General features: G+C 38.6%; 16 protein-coding genes. 15 read left to right on the top strand and 1 reads right to left on the bottom strand.

The window, feature by feature from the left end:
* Window position 1: 1 nt before the first annotated feature.
* From H7U01_RS07195 to H7U01_RS07175, 5 genes are read left to right on the top strand one after another with little or no spacing between them, the layout of a single operon-like run.
* Window positions 2–1,150 (top strand): polysaccharide polymerase, encoded by a 1,149-nt coding sequence (locus H7U01_RS07195; protein WP_080612042.1) that lies wholly within the window; start codon window positions 2–4, stop codon window positions 1,148–1,150.
* Complete coding sequence (locus H7U01_RS07190) at window positions 1,147–2,562, top strand: flippase (protein WP_201041358.1); 1,416 nt, start codon at window positions 1,147–1,149, stop codon at window positions 2,560–2,562. The genes H7U01_RS07195 and H7U01_RS07190 overlap by 4 nt, the downstream gene beginning before the upstream one ends.
* A 10-nt stretch (window positions 2,563–2,572) precedes the next feature.
* On the top strand, window positions 2,573–3,673 hold the full coding sequence (glf, locus tag H7U01_RS07185; RefSeq protein WP_198463922.1) for a UDP-galactopyranose mutase: 1,101 nt from the start codon (window positions 2,573–2,575) through the stop codon (window positions 3,671–3,673).
* Window positions 3,670–4,662 (top strand): stealth family protein, encoded by a 993-nt coding sequence (locus tag H7U01_RS07180; RefSeq protein WP_201041357.1) that lies wholly within the window; start codon window positions 3,670–3,672, stop codon window positions 4,660–4,662. Before glf ends, H7U01_RS07180 begins: the two co-directional genes overlap by 4 nt.
* A gap of 10 nt (window positions 4,663–4,672) precedes the next feature.
* A complete protein-coding gene (locus H7U01_RS07175) occupies window positions 4,673–5,725 on the top strand; it encodes a sugar transferase (RefSeq protein ID WP_201041356.1) in 1,053 nt (350 codons plus the stop codon).
* Between the two features lie 36 nt (window positions 5,726–5,761).
* Here H7U01_RS07175 and H7U01_RS07170 read toward each other — a convergent pair whose 3' ends face one another.
* A complete protein-coding gene (locus tag H7U01_RS07170) occupies window positions 5,762–6,781 on the bottom strand; it encodes a phosphodiester glycosidase family protein (RefSeq protein WP_175063693.1) in 1,020 nt (339 codons plus the stop codon).
* 145 nt (window positions 6,782–6,926) lie between these two features.
* On the opposite strand from H7U01_RS07170, the gene H7U01_RS07165 reads away from it, so the two are divergent.
* The 10 genes from H7U01_RS07165 (at window position 6,927) to H7U01_RS07120 (ending at window position 15,932) form a co-directional block, all read left to right on the top strand.
* Window positions 6,927–7,748 carry a Cof-type HAD-IIB family hydrolase gene (locus tag H7U01_RS07165; RefSeq protein ID WP_201041355.1) on the top strand — a complete coding sequence of 274 codons (822 nt, stop codon included), beginning with the start codon at window positions 6,927–6,929 and terminating at the stop codon, window positions 7,746–7,748.
* A 17-nt stretch (window positions 7,749–7,765) separates the two neighbouring features.
* The gene (locus H7U01_RS07160) at window positions 7,766–8,368 is read left to right on the top strand and encodes a histidine phosphatase family protein (RefSeq protein WP_201041354.1); all 603 of its coding nucleotides are present in this window, start codon (window positions 7,766–7,768) and stop codon (window positions 8,366–8,368) included.
* Window positions 8,365–8,973 (top strand): histidine phosphatase family protein, encoded by a 609-nt coding sequence (locus tag H7U01_RS07155; RefSeq protein ID WP_201041353.1) that lies wholly within the window; start codon window positions 8,365–8,367, stop codon window positions 8,971–8,973. Before H7U01_RS07160 ends, H7U01_RS07155 begins: the two co-directional genes overlap by 4 nt.
* A complete protein-coding gene (locus H7U01_RS07150) occupies window positions 8,970–9,566 on the top strand; it encodes a histidine phosphatase family protein (protein ID WP_201041352.1) in 597 nt (198 codons plus the stop codon). Before H7U01_RS07155 ends, H7U01_RS07150 begins: the two co-directional genes overlap by 4 nt.
* 77 nt (window positions 9,567–9,643) lie before the next feature.
* Window positions 9,644–10,780 (top strand): AI-2E family transporter, encoded by a 1,137-nt coding sequence (locus H7U01_RS07145; RefSeq protein ID WP_201041351.1) that lies wholly within the window; start codon window positions 9,644–9,646, stop codon window positions 10,778–10,780.
* 122 nt (window positions 10,781–10,902) lie between these two features.
* A complete protein-coding gene (locus tag H7U01_RS07140) occupies window positions 10,903–12,339 on the top strand; it encodes a glycoside hydrolase family 1 protein (RefSeq protein WP_201041350.1) in 1,437 nt (478 codons plus the stop codon).
* Between the two features lie 247 nt (window positions 12,340–12,586).
* Window positions 12,587–12,865 carry a phasin family protein gene (locus tag H7U01_RS07135; RefSeq protein ID WP_004182567.1) on the top strand — a complete coding sequence of 93 codons (279 nt, stop codon included), beginning with the start codon at window positions 12,587–12,589 and terminating at the stop codon, window positions 12,863–12,865.
* A 17-nt stretch (window positions 12,866–12,882) separates the two neighbouring features.
* The gene (locus H7U01_RS07130) at window positions 12,883–14,460 is read left to right on the top strand and encodes an ABC1 kinase family protein (RefSeq protein WP_201041349.1); all 1,578 of its coding nucleotides are present in this window, start codon (window positions 12,883–12,885) and stop codon (window positions 14,458–14,460) included.
* A gap of 3 nt (window positions 14,461–14,463) precedes the next feature.
* The gene (locus H7U01_RS07125) at window positions 14,464–15,084 is read left to right on the top strand and encodes an SGNH/GDSL hydrolase family protein (RefSeq protein ID WP_155123974.1); all 621 of its coding nucleotides are present in this window, start codon (window positions 14,464–14,466) and stop codon (window positions 15,082–15,084) included.
* Window positions 15,081–15,932: a patatin family protein gene (locus tag H7U01_RS07120; RefSeq protein ID WP_201041348.1), complete on the top strand. Its 852-nt coding sequence runs from the start codon at window positions 15,081–15,083 to the stop codon at window positions 15,930–15,932. Before H7U01_RS07125 ends, H7U01_RS07120 begins: the two co-directional genes overlap by 4 nt.
* Window positions 15,933–15,948 lie beyond the last annotated feature (16 nt).

The raw sequence follows: 15,948 nt of genomic DNA, 5'->3' as shown, positions 1-15,948 counted from the left end.
AATGTTTCGTATTGAAGCAGAAAAATTATTAGTTGGTTTTGTATTAGCATTTATAGTAGCTGTAGATATGTTAGGTACAACTATGTTAGGTAGATTGGTTCCAACTATACCGAGTTCTATATCTGTACTTGTTTCTTTATGTTTGTTAATTCGTTTTAAAGACATTAAGAAATTTTCTATAAACTACTTGATTTTTGCACCTTTACTTCTAATTGTAGGCTTTCTTGTTGCTTTACAAATGAAGAATTATAGTTTCCTTGCTTATATGATTTTGCTTGTTTCTTTATATGATATGGACATGGATTTTATTTTAAAAGTCTATAGTGCAGTAGTGATTCCCTTTATATTAGGAACTGTACTATTATCATTAGTTCATGTTATTCCAAACTTGCAGTTCATACAAATGAGAAATACAGGTGTTGTGACCAGAAACTCATTTGGCTTCATTTATCCAACGGATTTTGCATCACATTGTTTTTATTTATATGTTGCTTTATGTTATCTAAATAGAAATCGTTTCCTTATTACCCGTTCAATTTTAGGATTAGGTCTTGCAGCATTTATTATTAAGTTTTGTGATGCTCGTTTGAATGCAATGTCTATTGTAATTTCAATCCTTATATTTGCTTTCTTTTATTTCAATAAAAATAAACATCGTATGATTTTTGGCATACTTCCAGTATCAATTTTAGCGTCATCTGGGATTATGTATTACTTAACGAAAAACTTTACATGGTCAAGTCCATTCTATGTTGCCGCTAATAATTTGGTTAGTATGCGGTTGAGACTAGGAAACGATGCCTTAAAAACTTATGCTGTACGTTTGTTTGGTAACCCAGAGGTAAAATTTATCGGTTACGGTGGTAAGACGGAATCAGTCTTAAGTTATAACTATGTAGATTCCTCATATATTCAGATGTTGTTCTATTATGGAAGTGTTGCAGTAATTCTTCTGGTTATATTATATTTAGTAAGATCTTGGGTTATCTATCGACAAGGAAATTACTTGATTTTAACTTTACTATCTTTGATTACATGGAATTGTATGATTGAAGCATTTTGGATTAGACCATCGTACAACATCTTTTTCTACATTTTATTTGCATCTACGACACTAGGAATTGCAAGTAAAAATGGGAGAGTAGAATGAAAGTTTTAAAAAATTACGCCTACAATCTTTCCTATCAATTACTGGTAATTGTTTTACCAATCATTACGACACCTTATGTTACTAGGATTTTTAGTTCAAAGGATTTAGGTACTTATGGTTACTTTAATTCGATTGTGACCTACTTTATTCTTTTGGCAACTTTAGGTGTTGCTAACTATGGTACTAAGGAGATTTCAGGACATCGAAAGGATATTCGTAAAAATTTCTGGGGTATTTATACCCTCCAATTGATTGCGACTATTTTGTCTCTTGTCTTGTATACATCATTATGTTTGTTCTTTCCTGGTATGCAAAATATGGTGGCTTATATCTTAGGATTAAGCTTGATATCGAAAGGAATGGATATTTCTTGGTTATTCCAAGGTTTGGAGGATTTTCGTCGTATTACCGCAAGGAATACAACGGTAAAGGTTTTAGGAGTTATTTCTATCTTCCTTTTTGTGAAAACACCTGGTGATTTGTATCTCTATGTTTTCCTATTGACCTTCTTTGAATTGCTTGGGCAATTAAGTATGTGGTTACCAGCGAGACCTTACATTGGAGAACCACAATTTGATTTATCCTATGCTAAGAAACATCTTAAACCTGTTATTTTGCTATTTCTCCCTCAGGTTGCCATTTCACTATACGTGACTTTGGATCGTACGATGTTGGGTGCCTTGTCATCTACCAATGACGTCGGTATTTATGACCAGGCATTGAAGATTATCAATATCCTCTTAACACTAGTGACGTCTTTAGGTAGTGTAATGCTTCCTAGGGTATCTGGTCTTTTATCTAGCGGAAATCATAAGGCCGTTAACAAGATGCATGAGTTGTCTTTCTTGATTTATAATCTTGTGATTTTCCCGATAATAGCAGGTCTCTTGATTGTTAATAAGGACTTTGTGAGTTTCTTCCTAGGGAAAGATTTCCAAGAGGCTTATCTTGCCATTGCTATTATGGTCTTTAGGATGTTCTTTATCGGTTGGACGAATATTATGGGAATCCAGATTTTGATTCCACACAATAAACATCGTGAGTTTATGCTCTCTACGACTATTCCGGCTGTTGTCAGTGTTGGACTTAATCTCTTGTTAATTCCTCCATTTGGCTTTGTCGGGGCCTCAATTGTATCAGTTTTAACAGAGGCTTTGGTATGGGTTATTCAATTGAATTTTTCAAGGAGATTCATCAAAGATGTGTCAATCCTTCCAGCCATGTCAAAAATTATCTTAGCATCAGTTGTCATGTACCTTGGACTCTTTGTCTTTAAGATGTTTGTTCAATTGAAACCAATGCTAAATGTAGCAGTAGATGCTCTTGTCGGTGCTATCATTTATATCGTCTTGATTATTGTCTTACGTGTCGTTGATATGAAAGACTTGAAGCAACAGTTAATGAAAAACTAAGGAGAAAAATATGTACGATTATCTTATCGTTGGTGCTGGTTTGTCTGGAGCAATCTTCGCACATGAAGCTACAAAACGTGGCAAAAAAGTAAAAGTGATTGACAAGCGTGATCACATCGGTGGCAATATCTACTGTGAAGATGTTGAAGGTATCAACGTTCACAAGTATGGTGCTCACATTTTCCATACCTCAAATAAAAAAGTTTGGGATTATGTCAACCAATTTGGTGAGTTTAATAACTATATCAACTCACCAATTGCTAACTACAAGGGCAGTCTTTACAACCTTCCATTTAACATGAATACATTTTATGCTATGTGGGGCACTAAGACTCCTCAAGAAGTTAAGGACAAGATTGCTGAGCAAACGGCTGATATGAAAGATGTTGAGCCTAAAAACTTGGAAGAACAAGCGATCAAGTTGATTGGTCCAGATATCTACGAAAAGTTGATCAAAGGATACACTGAAAAACAATGGGGACGTTCTGCAACAGACCTTCCACCATTTATCATCAAACGTCTTCCGGTTCGTTTGACTTTTGATAATAACTACTTTAATGACCGTTACCAAGGGATTCCAATCGGTGGTTACAATGTCATCATTGAAAATATGCTTGGTGATGTAGAAGTAGAACTTGGGGTTGACTTCTTTGCCAATCGTGAAGAGCTGGAAAGCTCAGCTGATAAAGTTGTCTTTACAGGAATGATTGACCAGTACTTTGATTATAAACATGGTGAGTTGGAGTATCGCAGTCTTCGTTTTGAACACGAAGTCTTGGATGAAGAAAATCATCAAGGAAATGCCGTGGTCAACTACACAGAGCGTGAGATTCCTTATACTCGTATCATTGAGCATAAGCACTTCGAGTATGGTACACAACCTAAGACAGTTATCACACGTGAATACCCAGCTGATTGGAAACGTGGAGATGAACCATACTACCCAATCAATGATGAAAAGAACAATGCCATGTTTGCTAAGTACCAAGAAGAAGCTGAGAAAAATGACAAGGTTATCTTCTGTGGACGTCTTGCAGACTATAAATACTACGACATGCACGTGGTTATTGAGCGTGCCTTGGAAGTCGTTGAGAAAGAATTTACTAGATGACACAAGAAAAGATTGATATCGTTGTTCTCTGGGTTGATGGTAGCGATCCAGAGTTTATCCGTGAGAAACAAGAAGTAACAGGCCAAATCTCAGTTTCTAATGAATTAGTTGATGGAGATTTAAGATACCGTGAATTTGGAATTTTTAATTACTGGTTTCGAATGATTGAAAAGCATGCTCCTTGGGTAAATAATGTTTACTTAGTCACCAATGGTCAAAAACCGGAATGGTTGAACTTGGATCATCCAAAACTTAGATGGATTACTCATAAGGAATTTATGCCTAAAGAGTACTTGCCTACCTATAATTCTGCGGCCATTGAGCTTAATCTCCATCGTATTGAAGGCTTGTCGGAAAACTATCTCTATTTCAATGATGATGTGTACTTGATTAGAGATAGTCAACCATCGGATTTTTATAAGAATGGGCAACCTAAGCTATTTGCGGTATATGATGCTTTGGTTCCTTGGTCATCATATACAAATACTTATTACAAAAATGTTGAGTTAATTTATCGTCATTTTCCTAATAAGAAGGCCCTAAAGACCTCGCCTTGGAAATTTTTTAATTATCGCTATGGATATTTAGTTTTGAAAAACTTGCTACTTTTGCCATGGGGGCCAACTGGCTATGTGAACAACCATTTAGCTACACCAATGAAAAAAAGCACCTTGGCGAATTTATGGAAAATTGAGGGTGAAACCTTAGATAGAACGTCACGAAATAAAATTAGAAACTACGAAGTAGACGTTAATCAATACATCTGTCAGTATTGGCATATTGAAAGTAATCAGTTTTATCCTATATCAAAGAATTTTGGTGAAACGATAAATTTACATCAAATAGATAGGTTAGAGAGTATCTTTAAAGATAAACATAAAAAATTGCTTTGTGTGAATGATGAAGTTGACTTTAAAGAAGAGTATATCATTCGTTTTAAGGAAATCTTGAAAGAACGCTATCCTGAAAAATCAGCTTTTGAAAAATGAGAAATAAGAGATGAAATACTATTTAAAAGAAGAATTTTTACACGATAACAATGTTAAAAATGCAGGAAATAAGGCTCGTAATGACGTTGAAGAAATTGTAAAGAGAGAGGGCTATCAAGCCTTGGTTCTTTCAGTTGACAATTGGTACGAGATGAGCACTGTTAAAGCACAGCTTCATAAATCAAAGGCTTTTGGTCAGGCTTTGGATCAATTGCAACAAGGAGATGAATTGCTTATTCAATTCCCGATGCTTCACCATAGCTTTTTTACAACACATCATGTCAAGAAAGCGCAGAAAAAAGGGGTAAAAGTTAATTTTATTATCCACGATTTAGAAGCTCTTCGTTATGTCAATGTTGAAAATTTCCCTTTAAAGCATAAGATTCGTATTCAGATTCAAGAATCAGGTCTTCTTGGTGCAGCTGATGGCATCATCGCCCACAATTCAATTATGAAATCTGTTTTAGTGGATAAAGGGGTTGCAGAAGATAAGATTGTCAGTCTTGGTATTTTTGACTATTTGATTCCAAATTTCCAAGAGAAGACGGGTCTTACAAAGAATCAGCCAATTATTGTAGCTGGTAACTTGGCACAAGAAAAAGCTGGTTATCTTTACTCTCTTCCTGCAGAACCTGCTTATAACCTTTATGGTGTCGGCTTCGACGAAAGCAGAGCTCTTGAGAATGAGAACTACTTTGGTTCCTTCCTACCTGATGAGCTTCCTGCAGCCCTTGAGGGTGGTTTTGGGCTTGTCTGGGATGGCGACAGTGCTGAGACATGTAGTGGTGTTTTCGGCGAGTACCTTCGCTATAATAACTCTCACAAGGCGTCACTTTACTTGGCCTCAGGATTCCCGCTTGTCGTTTGGAAACAGTCAGCTTTATCTCATTTTGTGCTTGAGAACGGCTGTGGAATTGCAGTTGAGTCACTTCATGAATTGAAGGCGGCAATTGACAATCTTTCAGATACTGATTACCAAGATTTGGTTGAAAATACCAAGCGTGTCGGTAAAGGTATTCGTGATGGTCACTACCTACTTACTGCATTGAACAATTTAAAATAAGATAAAAAATCCTCATTTTAGTGAGGATTTTTTGCATTATTTGGAGACTTCAAACTGGTATTGGGTTCCTGGAACTTTTCCATTTGAATAGATTGCTTCAATATAGTCGTCATAAGTGATTGACTTGGATTTACCTGCTTTTACGAGCTCTGGATCACGCCATATATTTGGATCAGCAGCATTAGTATCACGCTTGGTGAGGTAGAGGTACTCAATATAGGTTCTATTGTCGACAAAGGCACCAGCAACCTTTTCCTTACCATTATCAGATCGCGTGTACATACGAGTCGTTCCACCACCATCTAGTAGGAAGGCAAGACGAATATTCGAGTAGCCTATATTTTTTAAAAGCTTATAGACGTCTTCGTGATTCAAGCCCTTATTGAGGGAGTTGTGGCCATAGGTTTGGATAATACGGATAATACCATCATAGGTCTCTACGTAAATGGAACGAGCATTTGGTTGGTCAGGATCACCTTTTTCCCAGGTTTTATCTACTTTTTTATCTTTAATGAGAATACCAAAGGCACCTGTATCCCAACCGTTGCTTCCCATGTGGGTAAACATTTTAGCTGTGTCGATATTTGGATAGGTTCCGGCAGTGATATTATTTTGATCATCTCCATATAGAAGGCCTGTTTTGCCCAATTCGATTTCCTTTTGAGCGAAAGGACGATCTAGCCCTTCGTAAGACCAAAAACCAGAGTTAATAAGAGCAAGAGCTTCTCGTCGCTTAGCTTCGTACTTAATACTTTGCTCTGTGAGTTCAGGATTATTATCTTCGGTTCTTCCTTTTTGTAGGACATACTTTCCGTCCTTCTTGAAGGAGAGAATCTGCATGTCTACATTTTTAATATTGCCTTTTTCAAGTAAGACAGATTGATCTAAGAGCTCTTTATTCTTTATGGTAAAGTTCAATCCATCCTTATTTGATGGCATGGAAAGCTTCTTAATATCTCGATTGTTGAAATAGATGGTGAGGTAGAGCAGTCCACCAACTATGGCACCTATCATTAGAAGAGAAAATAGTATTCTTAAAATATTCTTCAATTTCATACTATAATTATAAACAATCTAGGCTTACAAAACAATCCTAAGACCATTAAATATCCAAGAATAGTATCAGTTTTTCCTAGTATGGTACTGGTAAGCGTTTTCCAAAAGGGTTATAATAGGGATAAGTTAGTCAAGGAGGTGCTTTATGACCATTAAGGTGATTGCATCAGATATGGATGGAACATTTTTAGACGATAAAGGGAGCTATGATAAGGAGCGTTTTAGTCAGATTTTGGATGCCATGGCTGCGCGTGATATGCACTTTGTTGTTGCATCAGGTAATAGTATGAGTCGCCTTAAACCGATGTTTGCGGAGACTTTTGACCGCCTGCATTTTGTAGCCGAAAATGGTGGTCAGGTGATTAGCTATGGCAAGCTTCTGTGTCAGGAGTTTATGGCATCAAAAGATGTTGAAAACTTGCTAAGCTATTTTAATTATGATTTGTTAGATAAACCGACTATATTTAATGGGTCTAAATCTGCTTACATGCTATCAGGAACGAAACTACATTTTGGTAAAGAGATGATAACAGAAGAAGAGCAAGCCGCTATGGAAGCATCCATTCACCGTTTGAATAGGTTGGAGGATTTAGATGATGATTTCATAAAGATCACCATGTTGCTGAGTCCTGAAGAGGCTAATCAGGTTTCGCAAGCCTTTAATCGTGATTTTGATGGTAATCTTGTCGCTGTTCCAAGCGGTTTTGGTGCTATTGACTTCATTCAAAAAGGCATGCACAAGGCTTGGGGGCTTAAGCAGCTTCTTAACCATTGGGACTTGAATGAGGCAAATGTTATGGCTTTTGGTGATGGTGACAATGATATTGAGCTCCTGCGTATGGCTAGTCATTCTTATGCGATGGAAAATGCCAGCCCTGCTCTTTTGCAAGTGGCAGACCAAGTAGCACCGCATCATAAGGATCAAGGTGTCTTGACTATCTTAGAAGATTATTTAGGTTTATATTAAAAAAGGGTGGTAAAGTAATGAAATTATATTTAATGCGACATGGTGAGACATTATTTAATACACAAAAGCGTGTTCAGGGATGGTGTGACTCTCCCCTAACTGAAAATGGAATCTGTCAGGCAGAACAAGCTAAGCAGTACTTTGCGAAGAAAGGTATTTCCTTTGATGCTGTCTATTCATCTACGCAAGAGAGAGCAACTGACACGGCAAAGATTGTGGCGCCTGAGTACACTGTAACCCAGCTCAAGGGAATTAAAGAAATGAATTTTGGGTCCTTTGAAGCTCAACCAGAGCATCTCCTACCCAAACATCGTCCAGGTTCACGATCCTTTGAAGATCTATTGGTCCCATACGGTGGCGAAGATATTCGCAAGGTTGGGCAGAGGGTTTTAAAGACTGTCGTAGAGAAAGCAGAAGAACATACTAAAGTGGGTGATGAGAATCTTTTATTTGTCAGTCATGGGGCGGCTTTATGGGGATTAATCATTACTATGGACTTAGCCTTTCCTGAAGGAGTGAGTTTTGGGAATTGTAATATTTGTGTTTATGATTATAACCAAGGTCAATTGGAGCTTCTTCAGGTGATTGATCCGATTTCTGGTTTAGAGGTAACATTATGAAAGAATTTTATTTAATGAGGCATGGAGAAACACGATTTAATGTTCAGCATAGGCTTCAGGGGGTCTGCGATGCCCCTTTGACGGAAGTCGGGATTGAACAGGCTAAAAAGGCTGGTCAGTATCTAGCCAAGCAAGAGCCAATTTTTGATCATGTCTTTACGTCAACCTCTGAGAGAGCTAGCGATACTCTAGAAATTGTGACAGGACGAACAGATTATGAAAGACTTAAAGGTCTTAAAGGACAGGATTTTGGTGCTTTTGAAGGGCAGCCAGAGTATCTTACTCCTAAAACCTTACCTGATGGACAAGGCTTTGGTGATTACTTTGTTCAATTTGGTGGCGAGAGTACGAGCCAGGTCCAGGATCGTATGGAGTTGACGATTAGGGCCATCATGGAGAGTGTGGTCGATGGTTCTAAGTCCTTGCTGGTTAGTCATGGTCCATCTATTTTGCAATTCTGTAGACGTGTTTTAGATCCTGTTCCAGATATTCGTGGTCTTAAAAATTGTTGTATTTTACACTTTACTTATGACCAAGGTCAATTTGGACTGGTCTCAGTTTATAATCCAGTAGAAGAAGAGTATATCTATGGAGGTGAAGAGTGACACGATTCTATTTAATGCGACATGGACAAACACTTTTTAACACACTCAATCGAATTCAAGGTTGGTGTGATTCCCCTTTGACTGAAAAAGGTCAGGACCAAGCTCGTCAGGTGCGTGCCTATTTTGAAAAACATGGTTTGACTTTTGATCAGTATTATTGCACGACTACTGAAAGAGCTTCTGATACGCTTGAATTGGCTACTGGGCGTACTGATTATAAACGTGTTAAGGAACTTAAAGAGATGCACTTCGGTATCTTTGAGGGGCAACCGGAGTATCTTCATCCTAAAATTCAAATTCAGGGGCATTTCGGTGACCATTATGCTCAGTTTGGTGGGGAAAGTCAAGATCAGTTTGTAGAACGAGTGGTAAATGGTGCAAGAGAGATAGTGGATAAACATCCTAACCAATCTATTTTGGCTGTCAGTCACGCAGGAGCCTTGATGACTTTTCTTCATGCTGTGGAGCCGGAGCGTGCCTTTCAGTCTTGTCCAGGCAATTGCGCCATCTTAGTCTTTGATTACGATGGATTGAACTTTCACTTTGTCAAACTGATTGATCCTTTAACGGATCAAGAGTTGGTGGAATTTTAGTGGCTTTCATGATCAAAGATAGTAAGAAACCCTTTCTTAGTGTATAATGGAAGGGTATTTTAAATTATGGAGTGTCTATGAAATTTTCAAAAAATCAGTTCATTTGGTTGGCTGTCCTTTTTTTCAGCTGTTTCTTGATCTATACTTACTGGGAAACAGTTGTTTCAATTTGTAACACCATTTACGTTGCCAGTCAGCCCTTCCTGGTTGGAGCAGGGATTGCCTTTGTGGTAAATATCCTGATGTCTTTTTATGAGAAGCTGCTGGTCAAGTTTATTCCATTTGGTTTTATCGCTAAAATCAAGCGACCTATTGCTCTGCTCTCGGCATTGGGAACCATTGGCTTGGTCTTTACTTGGGTAGTATTCACTGTCCTTCCTGATTTGATTGACAGTATCAACACCTTAATTAGTCAAGACCGCTCAGCTATTAATAACTTGATTAATTGGTTGCTTAAAAACAAATCCTTGCAAAAAATTATTCAAGATTTTGGTGGTGTGACACAGGTTAGAGAGCTAATCAATAGCTACAGTGCTCAGTTGCTTCAACAAATCATGAATGGTTTGACCAGCTTCTTGACTTCCTTAACGAGTCTGCCATCAACCTTGATTAATCTCTTTATCAGTATCGTCTTTTCTTGCTATGTCTTGGCTGGAAAGGAGAAACTTGGGAATCAGGTCAATCGTTTGGTAGACGTCTATTTAGGACGTTATGGTAAGACTTTCCACTATGTAGTTGCTATTCTCAATAATCGATTCCGTAATTTCTTCGTCTATCAGTCGATTGAGGCTTGTATTTTGGGAACCTTGTGTTATATTGGGATGCGTATCTTTAACTTCCCTTACGCAGCGACTATCTCTATCCTGATTGGTTTTTCAGCAATGATTCCAGTTGTGGGGGCTTATATTGGTGTGACGATTGGTACCATCTTGATTATGACGCACTCTGTGACCTTGGCGCTTTTGTTTGTTGCCTACGTGGTTATTTTGCAGCAGTTTGAAGGGAATCTCATCTACCCTTATGTGGTCGGTGGATCTACCGGACTTCCTGGTATTTGGGTTATCTTCGCAATCACCATAGGTTCTGCCTTGGGTGGTATCTTGGGTATGTTGGTTTCTGTACCAGTAGCCGCAACCCTATATCAGATTGTTAAAGATAATGTTGTTAGGCGAGAAGAAGCCAAAGCAGCAAATGCTCTTGAAAGTAATGACTAATTCAAACAGACTTCGGTCTGTTTTTTTCGTGTTATAGTATCAGATTTCAATAAGATAGTATAAGTGTAATCGTTTTCTAAGTGTTATACTATTAGTAAATTGAACAATTCAAGGAGATAAAGATGACATATATATTTCCAAAAGATTTTCTCTGGGGTGGTGCAACAGCTGCCAACCAGTTTGAGGGTGCTTACAACCTAGATGGCAAAGGCTTGTCCGTACAGGATGTAACTCCAAAAGGCGGTGTTCCCTTTGAAACCGGGGCCTTGAATCCTTTGATTACTGACCAACCAACACCAGATAATCTAAAACTAGAAGGTATAGATTTCTATCACCGTTATAAAGAAGACATAGCACTTTTTGCAGAGATGGGCTTTAGGGTCTTCCGCATGTCAATTGCATGGACTCGTATCTTTCCAAATGGTGATGATGCCGAGCCAAATGAAGCAGGTCTAGCCTTCTACGATAAGGTTTTTGATGAATTGGCCAAATATGGCATCGAACCGCTTGTAACCTTGTCCCATTATGAAACACCACTCAACTTGGCGCGTCGGTACAATGGATGGACTAATCGTAAATTAATTGGTTTTTATGAGAATTATGTCCGTAGCGTCTTCACACGTTATAAAGATAAGGTCAAATATTGGTTGACCTTTAATGAAGTGAACTCTGTTTTACACGCACCGTTCATGTCAGGTGGGATTGCAACTCCGATGGAAGAGCTCTCTAAACAGGATCTTTACCAAGCAGTTCACCATGAGTTAGTCGCTTCGGCTTCAGCAACCAAGATCGGTCATGAAATCAACCCTGACTTTAAGATTGGTTGTATGGTTCTTGCCATGCCAGCTTATGGAATGACAGCTAATCCTTTGGATCAGTTGGCTGTTCACGAGTTTGAAAATCAAAACTATCTCTTCTCAGATATCCATGCGCGTGGGAAATATCCAAACTATATTAAACGCTATTTCAAAGAGAATGGTATTGAAATACAATTTGCTCCAGGTGATGAAGAAATCTTAAAGAATACCGTTGATTTTATTTCATTCTCATATTATATGTCTGTGGCAACAGCACACAATCCGCAAGACTATAAGGTTGGAAAAGGCAACATCTTAGGTGGTGTCGAAAATCCCTACCTTGAAAAATCTGAATGGGGTTGGGCTATTGATCCAATCGGTCTTCGACTAGTTTTGAATGACTTCTATGATCGATATCAGTTGCCATTGTTTATCGTGGAAAATGGTTTAGGTGCCAAGGATGTTCTCGTTGATGGCCCAGATGGTCCAACAGTTGAAGATGATTATCGTATTGATTACCTTCAAAAACACTTGATTCAAGTCGGTGAAGCTCTTCAAGATGGTGTGGAGCTTTGGGGTTATACGACTTGGGGACCAATTGACTTGGTCTCAGCTTCAACGGCTGAACTCAGTAAGCGTTATGGCTTCATCTACGTTGATCGTAATGATGATGGTAGTGGTAGCTTGGCTCGTTATAAGAAAAAATCATTTGCTTGGTATAAGTCTGTTATCGAAAGTAATGGTGCAGCCCTTTACAAATAGAAACTTATTAAGAATCTCAGCATAAGCTTGAGATACTTATTTAGTATTATAGTACAACGTTGATAAATAAGCATTTTAGCGAATATATCTATTTATCAAGTATCAAAATACTATTTATTGTAATTTATGCTCATTAACACATTTTCTGAAAAAGTGGTAGAATAAAAGTGTGAAAACGTTCTTATATTTTCTGAAGAAGTAGCTAGTCTATTTCTTTGCTTTTCCTACTTAGATGGAGGTAACGATAATGAATGATTTGAAAAAAGTTCTCTTGGCTGGTATTGGCTTGACTGCTATGACAGTTGATAAGGCCGATAGTTTTGTCAAAGAGTTGGTTGAAAAGGGGCGTCTGACTGTTGAAGAAGGTAAGGAACTAGAACAAGAGCTCAAACGTCAAAGTAAGGAAGAAGCTCAAGAATTTTTGAATAAACTTGATGCTAAGAAATCTTCAGTTGAGTATGCGACTAAGGATGATGTGAAACGTCTTGAAGAAAAACTTGACGCTTTGCTCAGTCAAAATAAATAAAATGTAAGGAGACTAAAATGGCAAGTAAACGATTGAGACATGTGTTGAAGGTTTTCTCGTCAGTTGGTCTCCTTTCTTATCGTGAAAAACACCTTCCTCAAGACCAACAGACAACGCCAGTCAAGCTACGCCAAGCCTTTGAGCAACTGGGACCTAGTTTTGTTAAAATTGGTCAAATCCTATCCACGCGCTCTGACCTTTTGCCAGAGGCCTATATCAGAGAATTATCAAAACTTCAGAGCTCAGTTCCTCCCTTGAATAAAGAGGAAGTCATGACTGCCATTAAGAGAGAATTACCCAGTGGGCTTTCTGACAGTTTCCTTGATTTCTCGGAAGAGCCCTTGGCTTCTGGTTCTGTAGCTCAGACCCATAGGGCTAGATTGTTGTCTGGTCAGGAAGTGATTGTAAAAATCCAAAGACCTGGTATTGATGAGGTCGTTAAGGAAGATATTCAGCTTCTCATTAAGCTTGCACGCCATATTCCAAAGCATTTTATACCTATGGTTGATGTTCAGGAGGTTTTGGAAAATCTGCGAGAAACTCTAATTAAGGAACTTGATTTCAGAAATGAAGCAGAGGCCATGAAGCGTTTTAAGGCAAATAACAGGGCTGTTGCTTGTCTAGGTGTCCCGGAGGTCTATGATTCCTTTACGACGCCACACCTCATAGTCGAAGAGTACATCGATGGGATTCCACTTAATGACTACAGCCAACTGATTGAGGCTGGCTATGACCTGGAAGATGTGGGCAAGAAACTCATGTTGTCATTTATCAAGCAGGTTTTCAAAGACGGCTATTTTCATGGTGATCCTCATCCTGGAAATCTCTTGGTACGTGATGGTAAGATTTATTTCATTGACTTTGGGATTATGGGTGAGTTGGAAGTGGGGATGCGTGCGTCCTTAAATGACATCCTGTACAGTTTTACCGCACAAGATGTTGATGGTATGACCAAGGCCATCTTGTCCGTTACACAATTTGATAATGGTCTTAATCGTGCAGTCCTAAGTCAAGATGTAGAGCAAATGTTAGGTCGTTATTCTGGTATTGACTTGGGAAGTCTCTCTATAACAGATTTGCTGCAGGATTTGATGGCTATTTTCCAGAAAAATCATCTTAAAGCCTCCTCTCAAATTACCATTTTGGAGAAGGCTTCGCTTCAAATTGAGGGGATTTTCCGAGAGTTAGCGCCAAATATGGATCTTATGACCCTGGCCAAGGATTACTTCCTAGAAAATATGGGACCTGACATGCTTAAGCAGGCCCTGAATAAAGAGAGTATCTTGATTGAACTCTTTTATCTGATTCGCAATGGGAAGAACATTCCACGTCGTCTGCATCAGCTCTTGGAGCAAATTTTAAACGGACGAATTGTGGTGAACCATGATTTTATTAACTTTTCGGGTCGAATTAAAGTTTTTGAGAAAGTATTAAATAATCTGGTTTTAGCCTTATTGACATTGGGATTTCTACTTTCCGGTGCCCTTTTGGCTAATAAATCAGGTTTTGAAAATCTTGCCTGGCTATTTCTTGGACTTGGAACTTTTCTAGCTTTAATCACAGTAGTGCGTATAATATTTAAGAAAAAAGGATAAAGTATGATTGAAACAACTAGGCCTGAGCTTGTGGCCTATCAAGAAGAGCGTTTAACCAAATTTGTGAATGAAAATCAAAAGTTAGACAAAGGCCAAATCGTTTTTGCAGGGGACTCCATCACGGAGTTTTTTGCATTGAAAAAATATTTGGGTCGAGAGTTTCCCCTTGTTAACCGTGGGATTGCAGGAACAGACTCGGTTTGGCTTTTAGAACACCTTAAAGAGCAGGTCTTAGATTTGGAACCAAGTAAATTGGTACTCTTGATTGGCATTAACGACATCGGAAGAGGTTGCCCTATTCGAGATACTGTCACTCGTATTTCCGATATTATCATGACAGTTCGTCAGGAATCCCTCTTTACTGAGGTCTATTTGCTGAGTGTCTTTCCAGTTAGTGAAGAATCACAGTATGCTTCTAAGGTTAAGATTCGAAATAATACGACTGTACGTGAGCTAAATCAACAATTAGCTGTCCTCCCCGGTGTGACCTATGTCGATCTTTTTGATTACCTTACTGATAACATGGGACAGTTAAATGACAACTATACAACGGATGGTTTGCACTTGAGTCCACAAGGTTATCAAGTCCTTGCGGAACCAATCATAAAGGAGATTTTAGAATGAAAGTTGGCTTAGTCCTCGAAGGCGGGGGGATGCGTGGCTTATATACGGCTGGTGTATTAGATGCTTTATTAGAAGCTGGAATTAAGGTGGATGGCGTTGTTTCGGTATCGGCTGGAGCACTTTTTGGTGTTAATTACCTTTCTAACCAGCCCCAAAGAGCCCTTCGCTACAACAAGCGTTTTATGGGAGACCGTCGCTATATGAGTTTCTGGTCATGGCTGACAACAGGTAACTTTGTTAATAAGGAATTCTCCTATTATAAGGTTCCCATGGAGTTGGACGTTTTTGATCAGGAGGCCTTTGCTGATTCAGGTGTTCCCTTCTATGTGGTCACTACAGATATTGAGACCGGAAAACCAGACTATATCATGATTTATCATGTCTTTGAGCAAATGGAAGCCCTTCGTGCAAGTTCCGCCCTACCTCTGGTTTCTGAAATTGTCGAGTACAAGGGTAAACGCTACATGGATGGTGGTCTGTCTGATAGTCTCCCTATTGATTTTATGGAAAATTTGGGCTTTGATAAACTCATTGTAGTTCTGACACGTCCTAAAGGCTACCGTAAACAGCCATCTAAAACGAGTAAGCGAATCTACAAGCTCTTTTATCGTAAGTATCCTGAATTTGTCCAAGTGGCTTCAAATCGCCACATCCACTACAATAAGAGTATTGAAAAGATAGAGGCTTTGGAAAAAACTGGAAATCTTTATGCTATCCGTCCAGAACATGCACTTGAAGTTAGTCGTTTGGAGAAAAATCCTGAAAAGTTTGAAGCCATTTACCAAGAAGGATTGGATCAAATGCGTAATGATATGTCTAATCTCAAAACATTTCTTGGAAATAACTAAAAACGTGCTCGGTTGA

Source organism: Streptococcus sp. 21.1 (genome assembly GCF_016648635.1).
Classification (GTDB): domain Bacteria; phylum Bacillota; class Bacilli; order Lactobacillales; family Streptococcaceae; genus Streptococcus.
The sequence above is the reverse complement of the archived record's forward strand: the minus strand, read 5'-3'. Positions and strand labels throughout refer to the sequence as shown.